The 21,649-nt window shown below is 61.8% G+C and carries 22 protein-coding genes and 1 tRNA gene; 16 read left to right on the top strand and 7 right to left on the bottom strand.

Annotated features, from left to right (window positions below; translation table 11 throughout):
• Nucleotides 1–44 precede the first annotated feature (44 nt).
• On the top strand, nucleotides 45–980 hold the full coding sequence (locus tag EYV96_RS05205; protein WP_131150404.1) for an isopenicillin N synthase family dioxygenase: 936 nt from the start codon (nucleotides 45–47) through the stop codon (nucleotides 978–980).
• A 61-nt stretch (nucleotides 981–1,041) separates the two neighbouring features.
• Here the strand turns inward: EYV96_RS05205 and EYV96_RS05200 are convergent, their stop codons facing one another.
• Nucleotides 1,042–1,857, bottom strand: a complete 816-nt coding sequence (locus EYV96_RS05200) for an SDR family NAD(P)-dependent oxidoreductase (RefSeq protein ID WP_131150403.1) — start codon at nucleotides 1,855–1,857, stop codon at nucleotides 1,042–1,044.
• Between the two features lie 127 nt (nucleotides 1,858–1,984).
• Between EYV96_RS05200 and tpiA the strand changes: the two genes are divergently transcribed.
• The 3 genes from tpiA (at nucleotide 1,985) to EYV96_RS05185 (ending at nucleotide 3,314) form a co-directional block, all read left to right on the top strand.
• Nucleotides 1,985–2,734 (top strand): triose-phosphate isomerase, encoded by a 750-nt coding sequence (gene tpiA, locus EYV96_RS05195; protein WP_131150402.1) that lies wholly within the window; start codon nucleotides 1,985–1,987, stop codon nucleotides 2,732–2,734.
• Between the two features lie 22 nt (nucleotides 2,735–2,756).
• The gene (gene secG / locus EYV96_RS05190) at nucleotides 2,757–3,209 is read left to right on the top strand and encodes a preprotein translocase subunit SecG (protein WP_131150401.1); all 453 of its coding nucleotides are present in this window, start codon (nucleotides 2,757–2,759) and stop codon (nucleotides 3,207–3,209) included.
• Nucleotides 3,210–3,229: 20 nt separating this feature from the next.
• Nucleotides 3,230–3,314 (top strand) — tRNA-Leu (locus EYV96_RS05185).
• 108 nt (nucleotides 3,315–3,422) lie between these two features.
• Here EYV96_RS05185 and EYV96_RS05180 read toward each other — a convergent pair.
• Nucleotides 3,423–3,755, bottom strand: a complete 333-nt coding sequence (locus EYV96_RS05180; RefSeq protein ID WP_131150400.1) for a hypothetical protein — start codon at nucleotides 3,753–3,755, stop codon at nucleotides 3,423–3,425.
• A 435-nt stretch (nucleotides 3,756–4,190) separates the two neighbouring features.
• Here EYV96_RS05180 and EYV96_RS05175 point away from each other — a divergent pair, with 435 nt between their 5' ends.
• The gene (locus tag EYV96_RS05175) at nucleotides 4,191–4,730 is read left to right on the top strand and encodes a DUF2247 family protein (RefSeq protein WP_131150399.1); all 540 of its coding nucleotides are present in this window, start codon (nucleotides 4,191–4,193) and stop codon (nucleotides 4,728–4,730) included.
• A 150-nt stretch (nucleotides 4,731–4,880) separates the two neighbouring features.
• The gene (locus EYV96_RS05170) at nucleotides 4,881–5,684 is read left to right on the top strand and encodes a helix-turn-helix domain-containing protein (RefSeq protein WP_131150398.1); all 804 of its coding nucleotides are present in this window, start codon (nucleotides 4,881–4,883) and stop codon (nucleotides 5,682–5,684) included.
• A 363-nt stretch (nucleotides 5,685–6,047) separates the two neighbouring features.
• On the opposite strand, the gene EYV96_RS05165 is transcribed toward EYV96_RS05170, so the two are convergent.
• The gene (locus EYV96_RS05165) at nucleotides 6,048–6,347 is read right to left on the bottom strand and encodes a hypothetical protein (RefSeq protein ID WP_131150397.1); all 300 of its coding nucleotides are present in this window, start codon (nucleotides 6,345–6,347) and stop codon (nucleotides 6,048–6,050) included.
• A 962-nt stretch (nucleotides 6,348–7,309) separates the two neighbouring features.
• Between EYV96_RS05165 and EYV96_RS05160 the strand changes: the two genes are divergently transcribed.
• The 4 genes from EYV96_RS05160 to EYV96_RS05145 all read left to right on the top strand — a co-directional run bounded on the left by EYV96_RS05160 (nucleotide 7,310) and on the right by EYV96_RS05145 (nucleotide 12,037).
• Nucleotides 7,310–7,918 carry a Csu type fimbrial protein gene (locus EYV96_RS05160; protein WP_205746093.1) on the top strand — a complete coding sequence of 203 codons (609 nt, stop codon included), beginning with the start codon at nucleotides 7,310–7,312 and terminating at the stop codon, nucleotides 7,916–7,918.
• 4 nt (nucleotides 7,919–7,922) lie between these two features.
• Nucleotides 7,923–8,651, top strand: a complete 729-nt coding sequence (locus EYV96_RS05155; protein WP_131150396.1) for a fimbrial biogenesis chaperone — start codon at nucleotides 7,923–7,925, stop codon at nucleotides 8,649–8,651.
• 63 nt (nucleotides 8,652–8,714) lie between these two features.
• A complete protein-coding gene (locus tag EYV96_RS05150) occupies nucleotides 8,715–11,066 on the top strand; it encodes a fimbria/pilus outer membrane usher protein (protein ID WP_131150395.1) in 2,352 nt (783 codons plus the stop codon).
• On the top strand, nucleotides 11,063–12,037 hold the full coding sequence (locus tag EYV96_RS05145; protein WP_131150394.1) for a Csu type fimbrial protein: 975 nt from the start codon (nucleotides 11,063–11,065) through the stop codon (nucleotides 12,035–12,037). The genes EYV96_RS05150 and EYV96_RS05145 overlap by 4 nt, the downstream gene beginning before the upstream one ends.
• Nucleotides 12,038–12,192: 155 nt before the next feature.
• Here EYV96_RS05145 and EYV96_RS05140 read toward each other — a convergent pair whose 3' ends face one another.
• Both EYV96_RS05140 and EYV96_RS05130 read right to left on the bottom strand, forming a co-directional pair.
• Nucleotides 12,193–12,468, bottom strand: coding sequence for a hypothetical protein (locus EYV96_RS05140; protein WP_131150393.1), 276 nt, complete (start codon nucleotides 12,466–12,468; stop codon nucleotides 12,193–12,195).
• Between the two features lie 551 nt (nucleotides 12,469–13,019).
• Nucleotides 13,020–13,973, bottom strand: coding sequence for a hypothetical protein (locus tag EYV96_RS05130; RefSeq protein WP_131150392.1), 954 nt, complete (start codon nucleotides 13,971–13,973; stop codon nucleotides 13,020–13,022).
• A 208-nt stretch (nucleotides 13,974–14,181) separates the two neighbouring features.
• Between EYV96_RS05130 and EYV96_RS05125 the strand changes: the two genes are divergently transcribed.
• The 3 genes from EYV96_RS05125 to EYV96_RS05115 all read left to right on the top strand — a co-directional run bounded on the left by EYV96_RS05125 (nucleotide 14,182) and on the right by EYV96_RS05115 (nucleotide 17,416).
• Nucleotides 14,182–14,508 carry an EF-hand domain-containing protein gene (locus EYV96_RS05125; protein WP_240732344.1) on the top strand — a complete coding sequence of 109 codons (327 nt, stop codon included), beginning with the start codon at nucleotides 14,182–14,184 and terminating at the stop codon, nucleotides 14,506–14,508.
• A 582-nt stretch (nucleotides 14,509–15,090) separates the two neighbouring features.
• Nucleotides 15,091–15,330: a hypothetical protein gene (locus tag EYV96_RS05120; RefSeq protein WP_205746092.1), complete on the top strand. Its 240-nt coding sequence runs from the start codon at nucleotides 15,091–15,093 to the stop codon at nucleotides 15,328–15,330.
• A gap of 409 nt (nucleotides 15,331–15,739) precedes the next feature.
• Nucleotides 15,740–17,416, top strand: coding sequence for an amidohydrolase (locus tag EYV96_RS05115; protein WP_131150391.1), 1,677 nt, complete (start codon nucleotides 15,740–15,742; stop codon nucleotides 17,414–17,416).
• A 153-nt stretch (nucleotides 17,417–17,569) separates the two neighbouring features.
• Here EYV96_RS05115 and EYV96_RS05110 read toward each other — a convergent pair whose 3' ends face one another.
• Entirely contained in the window at nucleotides 17,570–18,151 is a 582-nt protein-coding gene (locus EYV96_RS05110) for an FMN-dependent NADH-azoreductase (RefSeq protein WP_131150390.1), read from the bottom strand.
• 115 nt (nucleotides 18,152–18,266) lie between these two features.
• Between EYV96_RS05110 and EYV96_RS05105 the strand changes: the two genes are divergently transcribed.
• Genes EYV96_RS05105 through EYV96_RS05095 form a run of 3 tightly spaced genes read left to right on the top strand, consistent with a single transcriptional unit; the run spans nucleotide 18,267 to nucleotide 21,221 of the window.
• Nucleotides 18,267–19,232 carry a LysR substrate-binding domain-containing protein gene (locus tag EYV96_RS05105; RefSeq protein WP_131150389.1) on the top strand — a complete coding sequence of 322 codons (966 nt, stop codon included), beginning with the start codon at nucleotides 18,267–18,269 and terminating at the stop codon, nucleotides 19,230–19,232.
• A gap of 52 nt (nucleotides 19,233–19,284) precedes the next feature.
• On the top strand, nucleotides 19,285–20,430 hold the full coding sequence (locus EYV96_RS05100) for a pyridoxal phosphate-dependent aminotransferase (protein WP_131150388.1): 1,146 nt from the start codon (nucleotides 19,285–19,287) through the stop codon (nucleotides 20,428–20,430).
• Nucleotides 20,418–21,221 carry an amidohydrolase gene (locus EYV96_RS05095; RefSeq protein ID WP_131150387.1) on the top strand — a complete coding sequence of 268 codons (804 nt, stop codon included), beginning with the start codon at nucleotides 20,418–20,420 and terminating at the stop codon, nucleotides 21,219–21,221. The genes EYV96_RS05100 and EYV96_RS05095 overlap by 13 nt, the downstream gene beginning before the upstream one ends.
• A gap of 72 nt (nucleotides 21,222–21,293) precedes the next feature.
• On the opposite strand, the gene arsC is transcribed toward EYV96_RS05095, so the two are convergent.
• Nucleotides 21,294–21,644, bottom strand: coding sequence for an arsenate reductase (glutaredoxin) (gene arsC / locus EYV96_RS05090; RefSeq protein ID WP_131150386.1), 351 nt, complete (start codon nucleotides 21,642–21,644; stop codon nucleotides 21,294–21,296).
• Nucleotides 21,645–21,649 lie beyond the last annotated feature (5 nt).

The following is a 21,649-nucleotide window of genomic DNA, read 5'->3' as shown; positions in this document are numbered from 1 at the left end:
GGTGACGGAATCGAATCGACCGCACGCCAACCTGGATCACGACAATGAAAAAAGTACCTACCCTCGACATCCGTCGTTACGAGACTGATCGCGACGCTTTTGTCGCCGAAATCGGCGCCGCCTACCGTGAATATGGCTTCTGCTGCATCTCCGGCCACGGCATCCCGCGCGAACTGATCGACGGCGCCTACGAGGCTTTCCAGACATTCTTCGCCCTGCCTGCCGAAACCAAGCTCCAGTACCACCTCAAGGGCACCGGCGGCGCGCGAGGCTACACGCCGTTCAAGGTCGAAACCGCCAAGGACAGCAAGTACGCCGACCTCAAGGAGTTCTGGCACGTCGGTCGCGAAATCCCGCGCGATTCGCGCTTCGCGGACGTGATGGCGCCGAACGTGTGGCCGAAGGAAGTGCCCCAGTTCGAAAAGTACGGCTACGGCCTGTTCGATGCGCTGGACCAGCTCGGCTCGCGCGTGCTGCGCGCCCTGGCCCTGCACATCAACCTCCCGGAGAACTACTTCCAGGACAAGACCGACCAGGGCAACTCGATCCTGCGTCCGATCCACTACCCGCCGATCACCGAAGAAAACGTCCCGAACGTTCGCGCCGGCGCGCATGAAGACATCAACTTCATCACGCTGCTCGTCGGTGCCAGCGCCGAAGGTCTGGAAGTGCTGACGCGCGAAGGCGACTGGCTGCCGATCACCACCGAAGGCGACGCCATCGTGGTGAACATCGGCGACATGCTGCAGCGCCTCACCAACCACGTGTACCCGTCCACCACCCACCGCGTGGTGAACCCGCAGAACGACAACGCCCGCAAGCCGCGCTACTCGGTCCCGTACTTCCTGCACCCGAACCCCGACGTCGTCCTCGACCCGGTCGCCGAGTGCATCACCCCGGACAACCCGAGCCGCTACGACACCTCCATCACCTCGCACGAGTACCTGCTCGAGCGCCTGCGTGAGATCAAGCTGATCTGACGTTCGCGAGAAACTGGGCAACGTGCAAATGAAACGGCCTGAGCAATCAGGCCGTTTTTCGTTACGGCGCGGCTTCCAGCTGCCGATACCGCCGCGATTCCCGCGCCGACAGCCACAGCGTCAGCCGATCCGGCAGCAACTTCATCAAGGCCTTGATGAAACGATTCACCGAGCCCGTGACATGCACGATCTCGCCACGCTCAACCGCTTCGACGCCTTCGCTCACGACCACCTCGGCCGTCTGCCACATGAAGCCCGGCAGCTTGTTCATCAGTTCGCGCGTGCCGGTGACATCGTGGAACTCGGACCACGTAAAGCCCGGGCAGAGCGCGCAGACGTGCACGCCGAGCATCTGGTTTTCCAGCGCCAGTGACTGCGAGAACTTGATCAGGTAAGCCTTGGATGCCGCATACAACGTATGTCCCGCCGAGCCCGGCACATGCCCGGCCAGCGAAGCGACGTTGATGATCCGGCCATAGCGGCGCTCGCGCATGCCCGGCAGCAGGCGCCAGGCCAGTTCCGCGGGCGCCGTCATCAGCACCTGGATAAAGTCCGCATGCGTTTGCCAGGCATTGGCCTCGAAGGTGCCGGGCACGCCATAACCGGCATTGTTCACCAGCCAGTCGACATGCAGGCCGAGCGCCTCAATATCCGCACAAAGCTTCTCCGACGCATCCGGATTGGCAAGATCGCAAGGCAGGATCGTGACCTTGCCGCCATGCGCGTCACGCAGCTCCGTCGCCAGCGCTTCCAGGCGATCCGCGCGACGCGCGGTCAGGATCAAGTCATGTCCGCGTTTGGCGAGATCGCGTGCAAACGCAGCGCCAATGCCAGCAGAAGCGCCTGTAATCAGCGACGTAGGACGAGCAGGAGTCATGGTGTTGTGCACAAAAGTGGGCGGTCCGTCGATCTTGCCTAGCGGCAACGCTTCGCGCCAGCGGATTCCGGATTTCCGCCGGGTTCGCTAAGCTCTCGCGCTTTGGAACGAACCCAAGGAAGTCGCCATGCGCAGAAAGCTCGTCGCCGGAAACTGGAAGATGCACGGCAGCCGCTCGATGGCGCAGGCGCTGGTCGTCGAGATCGTGGCCGGCAAGCCTGCCGACGTCGACGTGGCCGTCTTTCCGCCGTTCCCCTACATCGCGGGCCTCAGCGATGCCCATGCCAGCTCCGGTGTCGCCATCGGCGGCCAGGACGTCAGCGAGCACGAGGGGCAGGGCGCCTACACGGGTGAAGTCTCCGCCGCGATGCTGGCCGACGTCGGCGCGCAGTGGGCTCTGGTCGGCCACTCCGAGCGCCGCCAGTATCACGGCGAGAGCGACGAGCTGGTGGCGCGCAAGTTCGCCGCCGCCCGCGCCGGTGGCCTGACCCCCATCCTCTGCCTCGGCGAAACCCTGGAACAGCGCGAAGCCGGCGAAACCGAGCAGGTTATCGCCCGTCAGCTGGCCGCCGTGCTGGCCGTCAACGGCATCGGCAGCTTCGATACCGCCGTGATCGCGTATGAGCCGGTCTGGGCCATCGGCACCGGTCGCACCGCCTCGCCGGAGCAGGCCCAGGAGGTCCACGCGTTCATCCGTAGCCAACTGGCAAAAGAAGATGCTATGATCGCCCGTCTGACTCGACTGCTTTACGGCGGAAGTGTCAAAGCGGCAAATGCCGCGGAATTGTTCGCGCAAGCGGACGTGGACGGGGGGTTGATCGGCGGCGCTTCATTGACCGCAACCGATTTTCTCGCCATCTGCGCTGCAGCGCACTGAGCGCACGGACTCCTGGGAACCCATGTTCGTCATTTTCAGCGTCTTCTACATCCTGATCGCTGCGGCGATGATCGTGCTGATCCTTATGCAGCGCGGCGCTGGCGCCGACGCAGGCTCTGGCTTCGGCGGCGGTGCTTCCGCCACGGTCTTCGGTGCACGCGGCTCGTCCAGCTTCATGACCCGTGCCACGGGCGTGCTCGCCGGCCTGTTCTTCCTGCTCAGCCTCGGCATGGGTATCTACCTGAGCCGCCACGGCGCGCCGCAGGCAACAAATACCGATCTGGGTGTGATGTCGGGGCTTGCTAATCCGACCGCTCCCACGCAGAATGCGCAGCCCGCCGCACCGGCCAACGCGGAAATCCCGCAGGCCACCAAACCGGCCGCCGCCCCCGCCAGCGAAGTTCCCACTGCTACCCAGCAGCCGGCAACCACCAACGGCGACGTCCCGGCAGCGACCGAACCGGCGAAGAAGTAACAGCAAAACGTAAAACACTTGCCCAGGTGGCGGAATTGGTAGACGCACTACCTTGAGGTGGTAGCGACGAGAGTCGTGGGGGTTCGAGTCCCCCCTTGGGCACCAATACTGGTTTCAGAGAGTCAGGATTGACTCGATGGGACAATCAAAAAAACCCGCATGTTGCGGGTTTTTTTGTGCCCTAAGAAATCTAGATCAGGGTTGAAACCATACCTAAGACTTATCGGCGACAAACTCGAACTGGCATTTGGTGCCATTGGCTTCAAGACTATGCAGGAGCGCAAAGTTTGCCTTCGCTGCAAAGTCACTCGACTGTTCCTCCGTCGGTGGGGCAGTGCGCTGATGAGTGTCGTAGACCGGTCGTACCGGAATGCTGACGCTTCCGCATTTGATCTTCGTGCCGACGTAGCTGCCACTGATTTTCCCGACACCCCAAATGGTGTGCACCGTCCAGCCGTTATACCAAGACAAAAATTCTCTGTGATCCTGGGCGAGTGCAGGCATCGACGGGACTGATAGGAGAGCGGCGAGCAGCAATGCCTTCATGAGTTCAAATGCCCAAGTTGAGCGACGCAGATGTATACGCTTAGATGAGTATTTGGGTTGATAACGACAAGCCGTGCGCTCCCTTGCGGCCACCCTCTCAGACTGTGAGTTCGGCCCCCCCCATCAAAGTAAGGCAAGGCTGCCTCCGGTAAAAGATGCTGTACGCGTGCGTGGGGACTAATTCTGGAGCTGCGAGCCTTCTCCGTCACTTAGTGGCGTGGGAACTAGAAAAGTGTTCTGACCTCAAAAGACCCCTAACTCGGTAGTGAGTAGACCTGGGGCGGCTCTGATTGCTTGGCCTACAATTAGCGGCAGAAGAGTGTTCTGACCCCAAAAGATTGGCCCAAAAGTTTGCTGCGAGAGTGTCGCGAACCCATTGCAATCCAAGAATTGTCTTTGCCTAATGGAGCCGCTGAAGAGGAATCTTGGTCAGTTATGCGTGACGAAGTCTTCAAAATAATAGTCGGTCATGGTCTGGCTGACTGGGGCGTCGCCTACCATGGAGTAGCCGGCGTACCTGGTTTTTCCTGTCGCCTCAGCGACCAAGCGCTGAACCGCTTTGCCTCGGAAACATTGACGGACCTCGATATTGACGATCCGTTGTTGGTTCCCATTGTCGAGATTGCGACTGGGGCGAACATGGATACGCGAGAGATTGAGCCAATCTTGTGGAAGATTTGTCAGTCGCTTTCCACTGATTTGATTCATTCAATGCGTGTCTGGCGCGCGGGATCGTTGGAGGCGGTTATTTCAACCCTTGAAAGCGATCCGATCTATGGGCTAAGTGAATTGTCAGGCTTCTGGAGCAATTGGGGGTGGCCATATGACTCGCCAGATTGCATGAGCTTCGAAGGTTCGGGGCTAAGCGTGAACGAGTACTACTCGGATTCAAATTTTGCTCGCGTGCTTAAAGAGCATGAGGCCTGGCTTGATTCCGAAATTTCGATTCTTAGAACGCTTGGGGTGAGCAGGTAGAGCTTTCTTCGGCGGGGGCGCCCAGCGCGGAGTCTCGCAGTACTCGCGGTGATTACTCTTGTCACCCAGCCTCTGCGGCCGACTCAGCATCCATCGTCCATATCTGAGATAGTGCCAACGCATCACTATTGGTGCTTGGAGCGCTGGCGCATGACCCAAGTGCTGGGGAGCCTCAATCACACGCCTGCACCCCATGCTGCCGCCAGCACGGGCCGCGTCCTCATGTGGCGTGGCGGCAGCGTCTGGATCAGCCGCGGTACCGGGCAGGTCGCCCCACACGCGCATCACGCGATCCAGCTGACTTTGGCACCTGGGCATCCCATCCGGATTCGCTCTGGTAACTCAGGCGAGTGGCTTGAGACGCGCGCCGCCATAATTCGCCACGATCGAACGCATCAGATCGATGGTGGTGGGCACGATGCTTTGATCATCTTTATTGAGCCCGAAACAAGGGTAGGGCGCGCCATCGCAGGAAGGTGTGGGGAGCGGGACATTACCGTTACGGCGGCGCCCGCCATTCAAGAAGGGGCGCGCGAGCTTCTCGATCAATTCGAAGCCGACGCGGCAGACGACGTGCTTGTGACGCAAGCGCAAGCCCTGGCACAGCTCTTTGCCGGCCAACCAGAACACGTGGCCATCGTCGATCCACGCATCACCCGCGCCCTCGAGTGGATTCAAGACCACCTTGGTGACGAGCTGTCGCTTTCAGACGTCGCCGCAACGACCCACCTCTCCCCAGGCCGCTTCCGCCACCTCTTCGTCGCCCAAACCGGCATTTCATTCCGCGCCTACGTTCTTTGGGCACGCGTAAATCAAGCTGTCGTCCTGGGCCTTTCCGGCACCTCCTGGACCAACGCAGCACAAGAGGTCGGGTTTGCCGATGCGGCGCACTTGAGCCGCACGTTCCGCCGGATGTTCGGTTTCGCCCCGACCATGCTCGGCAAATCCGAATAGGGCGATCCCGGGCGAAGTCAGCCCTTACGTTCAAGCCTTTCCCCAGGGCCCTGAGCAGAATGCGCTCCGTTACTCACCACAGACTGGAGCGAAACCATGAACGAAGCGAATGAAACAAACTGCGGCTGCGTGGCTTGCAGCGGGGCGGATTGCACCTGCGGATGTCAGCGGGTTGAGGTGGCGCCGCCGCAGGGTTGTCAGTGCGGGTGCCAGCGTGGCGCTGCGTGCGGTTGCGGGACGGATTGAGGTCGGTCATCTGGCAGTGGGGGCTCGGAACACTTTGGCTTTTTCGTGGAGCCCAGGGTGTTCCGAGCGCAGCTGTGCCTCGGGTGTCAGGTAATTCGTCCATTCGGGCGAAGTGGCCTAACCCTCGCAGGGGCAGCAAATCCTCCGTTGCAGCTCCTCATCATCCATCTTCCCCCGCGCCTCCCGCACGCACTGCAATGTCATCCGCACAAAGATAAACAAGTTGCTCAGCCGACACCGCAGCATGGCGGCTTCTTCCAGGCTGTTGTCCGAGGCGTTGTGCTGGGCGTCTTCCGCGATGATCCACGCATGCATCAGCCACTCAATCGAATCATTGAGTAGCGTTTCGATGGTGGCTTCCTTGTTGATGACATGGCTGCCGTCGCCGATGGCCCAGTGTTCGCATGAGTCCGTCATGAAGTGCTCCTTGTTGTTGGATGAGGTGTGGCACGCCGTACGTCCACGGACGTGCCACGAGTGAAGCGACTACGCATCGCGTGAGCAATGAAGTCTCGTCGGCCTGCTCGTGTCCGAGCGCCGGGTGGTTTGGTCTTGAACGTTGGGCAGCACGGGGCGCTGGCGCTCCTAGTACGCCAGCATGTGGTCCAGACACACGCTTCGGAAGCGCCCGAAAGGCTGCGCTCTATTCGTCAACCGTGCCTGGATGTATCGCAGACGGCCCGGGGACTTCCGAGTGGTTTGTCGCAGGGGATGCGACGGGGAGGGGATGACGTACAATCCGTCATAGCCATTTCAACTTACTCTCAGTTGGTGATGGTCAGCGGGCCTTGTGGTGTTGCTGCACCCTTGGCCCGCGCTTCTTCGCTTCGGCGATGACTGCTTGCGTGGCCGTTGCAATGACGAGCAAGCAGTGGTGCGACCCTACCAAAAACGATTCGTCGATGTCTGTAAGGGTTGAGCGTTTCGTGAATCGCGTGCTCTGAGCATCTGAATAGTCGCGCTGCGCCCTCCATCTCTAATGCGTATGGATGGTGCATGACCGTCGTGGGGTTGTTCTGAAGTCGCACGCGCGACGCTGAAAAGCGCTGAATTTTTGGTATCCGCGATGCGTGAAGCGAGCTCTGTCTTCGGTGATTCGGAGCTTGACGCTTGATGTTGCTGCCCTGTCGCCTGAGGCGATCCACTAGGAAGCGTCGCAAAATCCGTGACGATCGTTCGCCGACCGGCTAGCCGGGCAGGATTCTTCCGATGCCCTTTGTGAAGCATCGCTAACGCCGCAGGGTGCTCGTCCGATCCCATCCTGACGGGAATGCGTTCAAGCTGTGTTGGTGTTGTTCGTGGCGTGTTCGTTTGATGAACGTCGCCCCGGTTTCACCACCAGACATTGTTTCATTTGAGTCCTGGTCGGCATGCACTCCATGGATGGTTACAGCGATCACGATGATCGCATCAAGCAAGTATCCAACGGCGTGCCGGCTCCTTCTGCGTTCCGGAGAATTGCTTTGAAGTGCTTTCAACTTGCCTCGTCATCCCTCGTCGCACTGATCATGTTGGCGTTACCTGCGGCCCATGCGGAGATGCGTGTCAACGCCACGGCCACCGCCAACTTCAATGTCACTCTCACCCTGACGGCCGGCTGCACGATCGCGGCCAATCCCCTGAATTTCGGTTCGGCCGGTGTACTGGGCACGGCAATCAATCAGCAGACGACGCTGTCGATCACCTGTACGAATACAACGCCCTATAACGTCGGCCTTGATGCGGGTTCGGTGCCGACGTCGACGATTGCGAATCGACTCATGGCAGGTACGGCGGCGGGCAACACGGGCTCCACGGTGCAGTTCCAGTTGTTTACGGATGTGGCGCGTACGACGATCTGGGGCAATACGCCAGGCACGGACACGGTGACCGGTACGGGTACGGGCGTCACGCAGACACTCACCGTCTACGGTCAGGTGCCGGTGCAGGCGTTTACGCCGCGACCGGATAACTACCTGACCAGTATCACTGCGACGGTGAATTTCTAAGCCGATGCGATTCGCGCGAAAGGCGGCAGGGATCGTCGCCCTGGGCGTCGGGGTGTTGGCTACCGATGCGCTGGCGACGTCCTTGCAGATATCGCCGGTCCTGATCGAGATGCCGGCCCACGCCAATGCGGTGGGCATGACCTTGACCAATCCGGGCGATGAGCCGGTTTACGGGCAGGTGCGGGTGTACCGCTGGGACCAGAGTGTCCTGGACGACACATTGGAACCGACGCAGGAAATCGTCGCCAGCCCGCCGCTGGTCAAGGTGCCACCGCACGGGGAACAGCTGATCAGGTTGATTCGCCCGGTGCGGGAGCCGGTGTCGGTCGAGCGCAGCTTTCGCGTCTTGATCGATGAGATCCCGCAGCCCGGTACGGTCGCCAGCGACAGCATCACGATTCGTTTGCGCTACTCCGTGCCTGTTTTCGTCCAACCGCCGGCATTGGCAGGTGCGCCGGTGCTGTCGTGGCAACTGAAGCGTGCTGGCGAAGGCTGGCTGCTCTGCGCGACGAACTCGGGCGAGCGCCACGGCCAGGTGGGCGAGGTGACGGTGGTGACAGACCGCGGCGAACAGGCATTGAACCAGGGGCTGCTTGGTTACGTGCTGCCCGGTCACGAACGGCACTGGAAGGTACCGCTGGCGGATGCATCGATCCGGGGGCCATTGCGCCTTCGCGCGAAGATCAACGGCCAGTCGGAAGAGGCAACGGTTCAGGTGTTGCCGTCGGAATGAAGGGTGCGTGTTGCGTGGTGAGGTCGCCTCCGGCGGTCGCGCGACACGCCGCCCGTTTGGAGCATGGATCGCGAAGTGCAGGAAACCCCCGCCGCCATCCGCTGCATGGTCCTGGCCATGCTGGCGATACCCACTGCGGATGCAGAGACGCCCAGTCAGCCGATCGATGCCGTGGACGCCATGGCATTTGAGCAGGCGAGCGTGCATTCGCAGTCGGTCTATCTCGAGGTGATGCTCAACGGCGAGCCGCTACCTTCGTTGCTCCGGTTCTCCGATCTTGGCGGCCGGCTGTTTGTCGACCGGTCGACGCTCGACGCCATGGGACTGGACATGAGCAAGGTGGATACGGGCCGCATGGATGAAGTGGCCCTCGATGCGCTGCAGGGTCTGACGTATCGCTACGACGCCGCCAGCCAGCGCGTGGATATCGATGCAGATTGGCGCCTGCGTGGCACGCATACGGTCAACGCGAGACAGGTTCAGGAGGCGCCGTCGGCAACATCGGGTCGCGGATTTCTCGTGAACTACGACGCGCTTGTCCAATCGGATGCCCATTCGCGCGCAGCCTTGTGGTCCGAACAACGCTACTTTGATCAGCGTGGCGTGTTCAGCAACATTGGCGTGGCGTATGTCAACACGACGCGTCGCCGATATATCCGCTTCGACACGTCGTGGAGTCACTCCGATCCCGCGTCGCTAACGACCATCCAGCTAGGCGATTTCATTTCGACGTCGCTGACATGGTCGCGATCGGTTCGCATGGCGGGCTGGCAGTGGCGCAGCAATTTCGCGTTGCGGCCGGATCTGGTCACCTTTCCCCTGCCGACGTTGTCAGGTTCGGCGGCGGTGCCGTCATCGGTGGATGTCTATATCAACAACGTGCGCCAGATGCAGACCGAAGTGCCCTCGGGCCCGTTCGATGTCATCCAGGTGCCCGGTATCACGGGCGCGGGGCAGGCGACGCTGGTCACTCGCGATGCGCTGGGTCGATTGTCGACCACGGTATTGCCGCTGTATGTGGATTCGCGTTTGCTGACCAAGGGACTGTCCAGCCATTCGATGGAGGTGGGTTTGGTGCGTCGGCGTTATGGCTGGGTTTCCAACGACTACGCGTCGAGTCCGTCGGGTAGCGGTTCCGTGCGTTACGGCGTGAGTAATCGCCTGACGCTCGAAGGCCACGCGGAAGGAGCGTCTGGCCTGTTCAACGGCGGCGCAGGCGCACTGCTTGGCCTGGGGTCGGTTGGCGTGGTCAATGGCGCGCTGGCTGTCAGTCGCGGTCGCTGGCGGGGCAGCCAGCTCAACCTGGGCTACCAGTGGATTTCGCCAAGGCTTTCGATCAGCGTCGAAGCGACGCGCAGCTTCGGACGTTATGGCGATCTGGCCGTTCGTGAAGGTGCGCCTGTGCTGGCCTCCACCGAGCAAGTGAGTTTCGCCTTGCCATTTGGCGGCCAGCAGACCTGGGCGGTGAGCTATATCGGTTACAAGTTGCCGGGCCGGGCGAAGTCGCGCGTGGGTTCCATGTCGTACAACGTGACCCTGTCTCGGCGCATGTCGATGTTTGTCAGTGGCTACCGGGACTTCGCGCGTTCGCGGGATCAGGGCTTCTTCGCAGGCTTCAACATCGCGCTGGACGATCGCATCTCCGTGAACCTGGCGGCGGGGCGCCAGGACGGGCGTCCCTATACCCATGCAAGTGCCTTGCGCTCGCCGGACTATGACGGTGGGTGGGGTTGGTCGTTGCAGTCCGGTGGCAGCAGTGGGTCGACGTATCGACAGGCGCAGCTGCAGCGCCTTGGCAGCGTTGGGCAATGGAACACCACGGTGGATGCCATGGCAGGGCGGCGCACGGCGTCGATGGAATGGCTTGGTGCCGTGGTTTTCATGGATGGCCGCATGAAGCCCGCGCGCACCGTGCAGGACGCATTTGCGCTGGTCTCGACCAGTGGCCAGGCCGGCGTTCCGGTGCTGCATGACAATCGGGTCATCGGTACGACGGATGGGGGAGGGCATTTCCTTGTTCCCGATTTGAATGCGTACCAGATCAACCGTGTCTCCATCGATGCGATGAACATTCCCCTTGGGGCGCAGATCGAACAGACGCGCATGGCGGTGGTGCCGCAGGCGCAGTCGGGCGTGCTTGCTCGCTTTGGCATTACGCATCGCCCCGGAGCATATCTCCTGCTGCGGGACGTGGATGGCAAGCCGCTGCCGCCGGGTCTTCGCGTAAGACACGCGGAGAGTGGCGCGGAGACGGTGACCGGATACGACGGAGCGACCTACGTGGAAGACGTGCATGCTTCGAATCGGCTGATTGTCGAAGGGCCGGGGCGCCACTGCATCGTTCGGTTCGATGCGTCCCCGCTGAATGGGCCGGGCACGCAATCAGCGGAGCACCTCACGTGTCATTCGCCATGAGTCGCTGTGCCGCCAAGTGGTTGGTGTGCCTTTCCGTTGCGCTGGCCTGGTTGTTGTTCGGTGAGAGTGTCCGCGCAGAAACCTGCTCGGCCACCGCGACATCGATCGACTTTGGCAATGTCAGTCCTGTCTCAGGGGCTTCGGTCGATGCGGCAGGAACCGTCACCGTTCAGTGCACGTGGTCGGCGATCACGCTGACACCTTCCGCGCTCGTCTGCCTCAACCTGGGTGGCGGTACGAGCCCGCGCTCGCTGACGCACGCCAGTCGGGGCATGACTTACGATCTTTACCAGGACGCCGCGCGCAGCCTGATCTGGGGATCGGTCTACAACGCAAGTAATCCGATGCCGGTCATTCTCACCAAGCCCGCCACGGGCACCACGGCGAGCGTGACGGTCCCTTATTACGGACGCATAGCGGCAAATCAGCCAACGATTCCCATCGAGGCGAGCGCCAATACGGTCTATAGCCAGGGTTTTCAGGGCAACCAGACATCGCTCAATGTCGCCTTCTACGCGCTTATCGCCCCTACGTGCGGGACGCTGACCATATCGAACGGTACGTTTCCATTCACGGCCAGTGCAACGGTGGTCAGCAACTGTCTGATCTCCGCGACGAACGTCAGCTTCGGCACGGCGGCATCGCTACGCAGCAACCTGAGCGCCAAGGGTACCGTATCCGCGCGCTGTACCAACGGAGGTGCATACCGCATATCGCTCAATGGCGGAAGCAGTGGCAATGTCGCCGCAAGGACCATGAGGAAGACGGGCGGTAGTGCGGTGAGTTACCAGCTATATCTCGACAGCGCCCTGACGACGCCATGGGGCGATGGAACATCCGGTACGAGTCGCGCTACGGGCACGGGGACCGGTCTGGCGCAAAGTCTCAGCGTGTACGGAAGGGTGCCGGCGCAAACCGCTCCTGCGCCGGGAAGTTACAGTGACACCATCATTGCCACCATTGAGTTCTGAGCGAGTCGCTTTAATCCTCGGTACCCCGGAGGCTCTGGCTCGGTGCGTGCGGTCTTGGGCGTTGGCATGGGGCCGATTGCGGCGCACAGCGTGAGTCAGTCGTTGCGCGTTGTCTTTGCGTCAGATGCCTTGACGAACTTCAGCACGTGGCGGCATCAGAACTCGACGAGCCAATAGTCGACGCTCGGCTCGTCGGGTGCTGAAGGTTCATCGACGGGTAGTCCGCGTGACACAAAGCGGATCTGCGCGGCCGCGTGGTGCAGGCATGAAACATCGGGACGTTCTTTCGGGCTGACAGCGGGCGCTGGCCGCTCAATCAGGCAACTCTCGCGAATGGTCAGGCTAACCGGCACGGCGGCAGATTCTTTCCCGTGCGCGGTCCAGGGCAGCGCACACAACGACAATCCAAGGGCAATGGCGAGATTGCGCATGTCTGCTGATCAAGTGGTGGTCTCTGCTTGATTGACGGCAGTTGCGGGGAAAGCTTTAACGTCAGGGTGGGGGAAGGACTGAGTAAGGGCCGTGAATGCGGGGAGAGTAGTGAACGGTGAACTGTGAACGGTGAACGGTGAACGGTGAACGGTGAACGGTGAACGGTGAACGGTGAACGGCGAACAGCGAACAGCGAACAGCGAACAGCGAACAGCGAACAGCGAACAGCGAACAGTGAATAGTGAATAGTGAATAGTGAACAGCCAACAGCCAACAGCCAACAGCCAACAGCCAACAGCCAACAGCCAACAGCCAACAGCCAACAGCCAACAGCCAACAGCCAACAGCCAACAGCCAACAGCCAACAGCCAACAGCCAACAGCCAACAGCCAACAGCCAACAGCCAACCGCCAACAGCCAACCGCCAACAGCCAACCGCCAACAGCCAACAGCCAACCGCTAACCGCTAACCGCTAACCGCTAACCGCCAACCGCTAACCGTTGACTGTTCACTGTTCACTGTTCACTGTTATCTGCTAACTGCGCCTCCTCAGCTGTCGCGCTTGAGTTCTTCGAAGAACGCCATCGGATGCAGGCAAAGCATGTCCAGGTTGCTGGCGTCGAAGTTGATGAAGATGCGGTCACCCTTGGTTGGATGCTGCGTCGTTCGCACCTTGGGAGTCGCATAAACGAAAGCAAGCACGGGCTTCTTGCCTTCTGCGGCTTCACGCAGCTGGGGTTCGAGCAGGCGTTGGGTCCGGTAGCTTTCGAGGCTTGATTTGTCGACGAAGATGGCGGGCTTTTCGTGGGCGAGTGGGGCACCTGCATCGTCTTGCAGCTCGATGCCGGAATGGAAGGCGATGCGATAGTCGCCGTTGTTCATGGCGGTGACCCACGCTTTGCCCCAATAAACGCGAGGACGCACCAGGATGGGCGCTTTCCGGTTTGGGTAGATGGATTCGAAGAGCGTGTTGTAGGGAACGCCTTCCGCTTCACCGACGCTCACCGTCGCCCGGGTGTCGGTATCGGACTGCCGGTGCTTGACCCATCGGGTGACCAGACTGCGCACGGTAAACAGTTGGCGTCGAACCGGGCCGCGAGTGCGATTGCGTGCAGGCGAAGTGCCCTGGCCGATGCGGAAGCCGCTGCCAGCAGGCTCACCCTTGTCTCGGGCGTCGTGGCTCGCGGGGCGGGAAAGCTGGAAGACGTCTTCGCCCAGGCCCTCTGCCGTTGGGTCGCCGCCTTCTGCTGCCTGGTCGCGGGACTGCTCGGCCAAGAGGATCGGGCAGGCAGGTGAGTGCGAGTAAGCCTTGAAGTATGGCTGCACCTTAAGGCTCTGCTCGGGTTTGTCCATGTTGGCGCAGGTCACCTGGCCGTCGCACACGTCTTCAGGGCACTGAAAGGCGCGTTTGTCCTTGATGTGGGCTGACCAGAAGAGCTCGTAGGCCTCTTCGGCCGTGATGTAGTCCTTCCACTCCAGGCTGTAGGCGACATCAAGGTGCATGGGGGCTCCTGGCCGTCAGTCGTGTCCGCATCCCAAAAGCATAGCGGACCGGACGAACGTTGCTTGAGCTGGGTCAGGCGCGTGGTTCTCTTACACGCTGGTCGGCGCGCACCCTCCTGCAGGTTGGCTGAATCAGCCCTCGACCTTCGCATTTTGCCGACTGACGGCGGTGCCATACTGATAAGGCATTTTCCTCCGGAGACGACACATGCAGACGATGCGTTACTGGGTGCTGGCCCTGGCCCTGGGTGCGGCGATGCCGGTCATGGCGCAGAGCGGCTATGGTGCCATTGCGAACAAGATGGCCAACGCGGCGAAGAATTTCGACGTCGCCGACAAGGATCACGACGGCTTCCTGACCAAGGAAGAAGCGAACTCCGGTTCGACGCCCTTTATCGGCGCGCACTTCGACAAGATCGACAAGAACCACGCTGGCAAGGTGTCCAAGGAAGACGTCGTCGAATACATCAAGTCCGTGCGCAAGCCCGCTCCCGCGGCCGCACCGGCAGCGGCTGGATCAACGGCCAAGCCATGAGGCAGGGCAACTCCACGGATGACTGACATCCGTGGAGCTGCGTCTGTCGGCCCGCGCTGATCGTCGCGCCTTCAGTTGATGGATTTCGAGCTCGTTTTGTAAGTCGTCCATGTCGAAAGAATTTGTGCCGGGAGAAACACAGTTTCACTGGGTTTTCCTCACAAAGTCTCCACACAGATCAGAATTCCCCTACATGACCTGACGGGGATGCCTGCTTGGTCGGAATATTCGTTGAGAGCATTCTGATCATGCCCCGTGAGTCAGGCGGTGTATCCCACGATTCACGTCAGCCGATGACCGGGGCGTTCTTCATGCATGGCTCATGCCCCTGAGCCTCTGCTTTGGCGCCTCGCCCCCCGAGGCGCTTTTTTCATTCTGGGCCCCTGGCTTTCTGCGGTGTTGCACTTCCGATACATGCGCGCGTTGAAGTAGTCGTTCGCCTACATGCGTAAGTGTCTGTGTCCGATAGGCGGATATGGCAATACACGTCAGTATTTACTTGCTCAGTTGTAAGGACACAGCTGCATTCGAGCAAAGGGTCATGTCCGAGCAATTGGCTCCTTCCCTACAAAGGACCCACTGATGATCGTGTACTCGCTCAAGCAGTCCCCTGAAGGTCATTGGAGCGTTTGTCGTTCCGGCTTTTCCCTTTTCAGCAATCTTCGCCTTGGTGCGGCGATCAACCTCGCCCGCGAAGTCGCGCGTGATGAACACGCCCGCTCGGGTCGCGCCGTGTGCGTGGAGATGCCTGGCCTGGAATCGAGCATTCGTCTTGCGCAGTACGCACGGCCGGAGATGATGCTGCAGGCGGCGGCGGCCTGAGAGCTTGCACGTGACGTCAGCGGCCCGATGCCGGTCGCTCCGTCATCGCTGCATTTTCCGTTCTCCCGAAGTGCTGAGCTTTTTCCGCCACGCAGCGCCGCGCTGCCAGCGCGAAGCTGCCGACCATCCGGTCAGCTCCCGAGCATCCTCACTTTCCAGGCTTCGCGACGCACCTGTTATCGAAACGGCGCATTCGGGTTTTCGATCCTTCATTCGCCCTCAGTTCGAGTCAGCTGACTGCAGAGCCTTCCCTTGCGGGTAGGCCACCCGATGATCCGGCGCCGTGCATGACCGTGTTGCACAGCACCATGGGCCGCAGACGGCACATCGGCTTCCACGACACCCTCCGAATCTTGTTTCACCGATATGAAGTCGGCAAAGTGCGACGGTCCTTTGTCGGAATCCGCCCATGAATGTGTCGCTTCGTCGTGCTGTCCTGTCCGCTCTTGCCTTTGCCGTGCTGCCGTTGCACGCCACCACCTTGCTGTACAACGCACGCATCCACACGATGGATCCCGACAAACCGCAGGTCTCGGCCATGGTGTGGGGTAACGACGGCCGCCTGGAGGCCCTGGGCGACGCCAAGGACCTGACGGCGAAATTTGCCGACGCCACCAAGATCGATGCTCAGGGCGCCACCATCATTCCAGGGCTGATTGACGCCCACGGCCACTTGTTGGGTCTGGGCATGGCACGTAGCCAGGTGGATCTGGTGGGCGCCAATTCGCGGGCCGAAGTGCTGCAGCGTTTGAAGGATTGGGCGGCCAAGTTGCCCAAGGACGCGTGGCTGATCGGTCGCGGCTGGGATCAGAACCGCTGGCCGGAAAAGCACTTCCCGACGGCCGCCGATCTCGACGCCGCCTTCCCGGATCGCCCGGTCTACCTGGAGCGCATCGACGGACACGCCGCATGGGTGAACACCGCCGCCATGAAGAAGGCCGTCAAGCCGCTGGATGGCGACTGGCAGCCGGACGGCGGTCGTATCCTGCGTGTCGGCAAGCGCGCGAATGGCATCCTGGTCGACGGAGCCGTGTTACTGGTCTCCGACGCCATTCCGCCGATGACCCCGGCGCAGACGCGCGAGGCATACCAGCTCGCCTTCAAGGAGGCTATCTCCTACGGTCTGACGGGCGTGCACGACGCGGGCGTCAGCCTGAAGGACTTCAAGGTCCTGCAGGCCATGGCGAAGGATGGCGAAATCCCGCTGCGCCTGTACGAAATGGCTGACGGCAACCACGAGGCACTCGCGTGGCTTTGCTCACAGGGCGGTCACTGGGCCGATCCTACGGCACGACTGCGCATGCAGACGGTCAAGCTCTATATGGACGGCGCGCTCGGCAGCCGTGGCGCCGCACTGCTCACGGACTACAGCGACGATCACGGCAACAAAGGCATCTTCGTGACTTCGCCGGAGGACTATCGCGTCGCCGTCGAAAAGGCGCACGGTTGCCATGTCCAGGTAGCGACGCATGCGATCGGCGACCGCGGGAATCGCATGGTGCTGGATACCTACCAGGCCGTGCTGGGCAAGGATTCGGCGACCGACCATCGCTGGCGTGTTGAGCACGCGCAGATCGTGGCGCTGGACGATATTCCGCGCTTCGCTCAGTTGGGTCTGATCGCTTCGATGCAGCCGACGCATGCCACCTCGGACATGCCGTGGGCCGAACAGCGCCTGGGCAAGGATCGCCTCAAGGGCGCATACGCCTGGCAGCGCTTCCTGCATGAAAAAGTGCCGCTCGCCTTTGGTTCGGACTTCCCGGTGGAAAGCGCCAACCCGATGCTTGGCTTGTATGCCGCAGTGACGCGTCAGGATCTGGCAGGTCATCCGCCGGGTGGTTGGTATCCGGACCAGCGCGTCAGCCGCATTCAGGCCATCGCCGGCTTCACGCGCACGGCCGCCTATGCGGCCTTCATGGAGAACGAAGTAGGCATGCTGAAGGCCGGCATGCGCGCTGACTTCGTGATGCTCAATGCCGATCCGCTGACCATCGAGCCGCGCCAGATTGCCGAGCTGAAGCCGCTCAGTACCTGGGTCGACGGTCAGGTCGTTTACAAGGCCGGTCAGGCAAGCACGAGCAAGTAAGCGACAACACCGACACGGCTGACGGCAAAGTCGTCGGCCATGTCAGGCCCGTGCTGTCAGGTCATGCCGAGCTGAAGAGTCGGTCCACGCAGGCCAACAACAGAAAGCTCCCCCTGCAAGCAGGGGGAGTCCGTCATCGTCCGGCCAACCGTCTTACGCGGCCTTGCGAATCACGCCACCGATGGCGGCTTGCGCCGACTGCAACGCTTCGTTCTTGTGATCGGCGCTGACGTTCACGCCTTCGGCGCGGACGAATTCAACGTCGGTGATGCCGATAAAGCCCAACACGGCGCGCAGGTAGCTTTCCTGGAAATCCATGGCGGCAGCGGCACCGGCGCTATAGAAGCCACCGCGGCTGGAAGCCACGATCACGCGCTTGCCCTTGGCCAGGCCTTCCGGGCCTTCGGCGGTGTAGCGGAAGGTCTTGCCGGCGACGGCGATGCGATCGATCCACGCCTTCAGCGCGCTGGGGATACCGAAGTTGTACATCGGGGCGCCGATGACGACGACGTCGGCGGCCAGGAATTCGTCCATCACGTCGGCGCCCATGGTGGCGGCCGGGTCGGCGGCGTCGGCTACGGGGGCCCAGTGCGGCAGGGGATTGGCGGCCACGTCGCGGTAGGTCACGTTCAGGCCCGGCTGTTCATGCTTCAGCTCAGTTACGATGGCTGCGGTCAGGCCGCGCGACACAGAGTGGGCACCCAGGGCGCTGGAGTCGATGTGCAGGACGTTCATGGCTATTCCTCGATGACGAGCCGGCGGGGCCGGCGACGTGAATAAGGATGCTCCTTGAACAATCAGGCGATAAGTCGGGTATTCTTGAACGTATTGTTCGCACAAGAGAACACTAATGACGGTATTGGACGGCGCCCTGCAGGACCTCAATGACCTGTATTTCTTCGCCTCCGTGGTGGAATACGGTGGTTTCTCGGCTGCCGGGCGCGCCCTTGGCATCCCCAAGTCGCGCCTGAGCAAGCGTATCGCGCAGTTGGAAGATCGCCTGGGCGTCCGACTGCTCCAGCGCACCACGCGCCGTTTCGTGGTCACCGAGGTCGGCGAACGCTTTTATACGCACTGCCGGGCGGTGCTCGAAGAGGCCCGGGCTGCCCAGGATGCCGTCGATGAGCTGCGCGCCGAGCCGCGTGGCGTGGTCCGCGTCAGTTGCCCCAATTCACTCGCCCAGACCGTCGTGGGGCACGTGCTGCCAGAGTTCCTGGCTAAGTACCCCAAGGTCCAGGTGCGCCTGCAGGCCACCAATCGTCGTGTCGACGTGATCGGCGAAGGCTTCGACGTCTCCATTCGCGTGCGCAACAAGCTCGACACCGACGCCATGCTGGTCGTGCGCACTTTTGGCCAGTCGCGCGTACTGCCGGTGGCAAGCCCCGAGCTGCTCAAGCGCCTGGGGCACCCCAAGTCGCCCGACGAGCTGGCCACGATGCCCGCCCTGACCATGAACGAGCACGAAGGCGCCCACAACTGGGAACTGATCGATGCGCAAGGCCAGCGCGTGGTGGTGGATATCCAGCCCCGGCTCATCTGCGGTGAATTTGCGGCTCTGCTGCAGGCGGCCATCTATGGCATCGGTGTGACGCTGCTGCCGGAATTTGTCTGCGCGCCCGCGATCAAGGCCGGTCAGCTTGAGGTGGTGCTTCCGGACTGGAGCGTGCCCCAGGGCACCATGCATTTTGTCTACCCCAGCCGTCGCGGCCTGCTGCCGGGCGTGCGCGCCTTCGTGGACTTCCTGGCCGAGCGGTTGCCTGAAGCGACACGTGAAAAACACGAGCAATGCAGCAAGCGGCCCGAGCCGGCAGCCTGAGCGGCGCGGCGTGCTAGCATCCTTGGTTTAGCCTTCCATACCCCCAAATCCCATGCATATCGATACCAAGCTCCCGAAGGTGGGAACCACCATCTTCAGCGTCATGAGCCAGCTCGCGGTCGAGCACAAGGCCGTCAATCTCGGCCAGGGCTTTCCGGATTTCGAGCCGCCGCAGGCGCTGCGCGATGCGGTGGCCCGCGCGATGGGCGAGGGCAAGAATCAATACGCGCCGGGTATCGGCCTGCAATCGCTGCGCGAGCAGATCGCGCTGAAGACCGAGCGCATGTACGGTCGCCGCATCAACGCCGATACGGACGTGACGGTGACCTCGGGCGCGACCGAGGCCCTGTTCGCCGCCATCGCAGCCGTCGTGAGCGCGGGCGACGAAGTGATCGTGTTCGATCCGGCGTATGACAGCTACGAGCCGGCGATTGATCTGCAGGGCGCGAAAGCGGTGCACATCCCGCTGACGGTGCCGAGCTTCGGCATCGATTGGCAGCAGGTACGCGACGCGATTACGCCGCGCACGCGCATGATCCTGGTGAACAGCCCGCACAATCCGTCTGGCGCGGTGCTGTCTTCCGGCGACCTGGATGAACTGGCCGCCATTGTGCGCGATACGAACATCATCGTGCTGTCGGACGAAGTGTACGAACACATCGTGTTTGACGGCGCGCTGCATCAGAGCGTGCTGCGCCACGCGGAGCTGGCCGAGCGCAGCATCGTGGTGTCTTCGTTTGGCAAGACCTATCACTGCACCGGTTGGAAGGTCGGCTATGCGGTGGCGCCAAAGGCCTTGTCGGCGGAGTTCCGCAAGGTGCACCAGTACCTCACGTTCTGCACCTTCCATCCCGCGCAGGTCGCCTTTGCCGAATTCATGGCGAGCACGCCGGAGCATTACCTCGAACTGCCGGCGTTCTACCAGGCCAAGCGCGATCGTTTTCGTGATCTGATCAAGCCCTCGCGTCTGAAGCTGCTGGACGTGCCCGGCGGCTACTTCCAGCTGGTCGATTACTCGGCCATTCGCGACGAGTCCGACGTGGCCTTCTGCGAGTGGCTGGTGAAGGAAGGCGGCGTAGCGGCGATTCCGCTGACACCGTTCTACGACAAGGCGCCGAACACGCGCCTGGTGCGCCTGTGCTTCGCCAAGAGCGATGCCACGATGGAAGCCGCTGCGGAGCGCCTATGCAAGCTCTGAGAGTCTCGCTGATTCAGGGCGCCACGCGTTGGCATGACGCGCCGGCGAACCGCGATTACTACGGCAAGCTGGCGCGCAGCGTGGCAGGGCAGAGCGATCTGATCGTGCTGCCGGAAACACTGTTGTCAGGCTTCAGCAACGACACGCGTGCAAGTGCGGACACGATGGATGGCGAAGGCGTGGCGTGGATTCGCGCGCTGGCCCAGGAAGTGGATGCCGTGATCTGCGGCAGCCTGGCCATTCGCGAAGGCGGCACGGTTTACAACCGTCTGATCTGGGCGCGTCCCGACGGCACGTTCGCGCAGTACGACAAGCGACATCTGTTTCGCATGGCCGGCGAGCACACGCGTTACGGCGGTGGCAACGAGCGCCTGGTCGTGGAGCTGAAGGGGTGGCGCATTCTTCCGCAGGTTTGCTATGACCTGCGCTTCCCCGTGTGGCTGCGCAATCGTCGGCTTGAGAGTGCAGCCGGTGGCATGGATTACGACCTGGCGATTTTCGTCGCCAACTGGCCGGCGCCGCGTCGCCAGCCGTGGCGCACATTGTTGCGGGCACGCGCGATCGAAAACCTCAGTTACGTCGTGGGCGTCAACCGCGTCGGCGTGGATGGCAATGATTTGCCGTATGCGGGCGACAGCGCAGTGATCGACCCAGTGGGTGAAGCGCTGGTCGAACTGGGTTCGCAGGAGCAGGTCACCACGGTGACGCTGGATCCGGCACCGCTGTTGGCACATCGCGAGCGCTTCCCGGCGTGGATGGATGCGGACGAGTTTTCGCTGTCGCTCGACTGACGCGTTATCGAAGCTGGAAAAGAAAAGGCCGGGCATTTGCCCGGCCTTTTTCGTGCAGCGACCCGCGCGTCATCAAAGAATCGACAGCACCGCTTCCGGCGGACGACCGATGGCCGCCTTGCCGTTCGACACCACAATGGGTCGCTCGATCAGGTGCGGGTGCTCGGCCATCGCGGTGATCAGCAGGGTGTCGCTGAGCGTCGGATCATCGAGACCCAGCTCAGCGTACTCGGCCTCACCTTTGCGGATCAGTTCGCGCGGCGTCATGCCCAGCTGCGTCAGCAGCTGGGTGAGTTCCTCAATGCTCGGAGGCGTTTCGAGATAATTGACGACGTCGCACACGCAGCCGCGTTCTTCCAGCAACGCCAGCGTGGCACGCGATTTGGAACAACGGGCGTTGTGGTAGATCCGAACGTGGTTCATCGCTG

This window comes from Dyella terrae, assembly GCF_004322705.1.
Classification (GTDB): domain Bacteria; phylum Pseudomonadota; class Gammaproteobacteria; order Xanthomonadales; family Rhodanobacteraceae; genus Dyella_D; species Dyella_D terrae.
Note: the sequence above shows the minus strand (reverse complement) of the source record. Positions and strands in the feature narration are given on the sequence as shown.

Coding starts and splice junctions, on each gene's coding strand:
- EYV96_RS05205 (WP_131150404.1), top strand. CDS start 45: ATGAAAAAAGTACCTACCCTCGACATCCGTCGTTACGAGACTGATCGC.
- EYV96_RS05200 (WP_131150403.1), bottom strand. CDS start 1,857: ATGACTCCTGCTCGTCCTACGTCGCTGATTACAGGCGCTTCTGCTGGC.
- tpiA (WP_131150402.1), top strand. CDS start 1,985: ATGCGCAGAAAGCTCGTCGCCGGAAACTGGAAGATGCACGGCAGCCGC.
- secG (WP_131150401.1), top strand. CDS start 2,757: ATGTTCGTCATTTTCAGCGTCTTCTACATCCTGATCGCTGCGGCGATG.
- EYV96_RS05180 (WP_131150400.1), bottom strand. CDS start 3,755: ATGAAGGCATTGCTGCTCGCCGCTCTCCTATCAGTCCCGTCGATGCCT.
- EYV96_RS05175 (WP_131150399.1), top strand. CDS start 4,191: ATGCGTGACGAAGTCTTCAAAATAATAGTCGGTCATGGTCTGGCTGAC.
- EYV96_RS05170 (WP_131150398.1), top strand. CDS start 4,881: ATGACCCAAGTGCTGGGGAGCCTCAATCACACGCCTGCACCCCATGCT.
- EYV96_RS05165 (WP_131150397.1), bottom strand. CDS start 6,347: ATGACGGACTCATGCGAACACTGGGCCATCGGCGACGGCAGCCATGTC.
- EYV96_RS05160 (WP_205746093.1), top strand. CDS start 7,310: ATGGATGGTTACAGCGATCACGATGATCGCATCAAGCAAGTATCCAAC.
- EYV96_RS05155 (WP_131150396.1), top strand. CDS start 7,923: ATGCGATTCGCGCGAAAGGCGGCAGGGATCGTCGCCCTGGGCGTCGGG.
- EYV96_RS05150 (WP_131150395.1), top strand. CDS start 8,715: ATGGATCGCGAAGTGCAGGAAACCCCCGCCGCCATCCGCTGCATGGTC.
- EYV96_RS05145 (WP_131150394.1), top strand. CDS start 11,063: ATGAGTCGCTGTGCCGCCAAGTGGTTGGTGTGCCTTTCCGTTGCGCTG.
- EYV96_RS05140 (WP_131150393.1), bottom strand. CDS start 12,468: ATGCGCAATCTCGCCATTGCCCTTGGATTGTCGTTGTGTGCGCTGCCC.
- EYV96_RS05130 (WP_131150392.1), bottom strand. CDS start 13,973: ATGCACCTTGATGTCGCCTACAGCCTGGAGTGGAAGGACTACATCACG.
- EYV96_RS05125 (WP_240732344.1), top strand. CDS start 14,182: ATGCAGACGATGCGTTACTGGGTGCTGGCCCTGGCCCTGGGTGCGGCG.
- EYV96_RS05120 (WP_205746092.1), top strand. CDS start 15,091: ATGATCGTGTACTCGCTCAAGCAGTCCCCTGAAGGTCATTGGAGCGTT.
- EYV96_RS05115 (WP_131150391.1), top strand. CDS start 15,740: ATGAATGTGTCGCTTCGTCGTGCTGTCCTGTCCGCTCTTGCCTTTGCC.
- EYV96_RS05110 (WP_131150390.1), bottom strand. CDS start 18,151: ATGAACGTCCTGCACATCGACTCCAGCGCCCTGGGTGCCCACTCTGTG.
- EYV96_RS05105 (WP_131150389.1), top strand. CDS start 18,267: ATGACGGTATTGGACGGCGCCCTGCAGGACCTCAATGACCTGTATTTC.
- EYV96_RS05100 (WP_131150388.1), top strand. CDS start 19,285: ATGCATATCGATACCAAGCTCCCGAAGGTGGGAACCACCATCTTCAGC.
- EYV96_RS05095 (WP_131150387.1), top strand. CDS start 20,418: ATGCAAGCTCTGAGAGTCTCGCTGATTCAGGGCGCCACGCGTTGGCAT.
- arsC (WP_131150386.1), bottom strand. CDS start 21,644: ATGAACCACGTTCGGATCTACCACAACGCCCGTTGTTCCAAATCGCGT.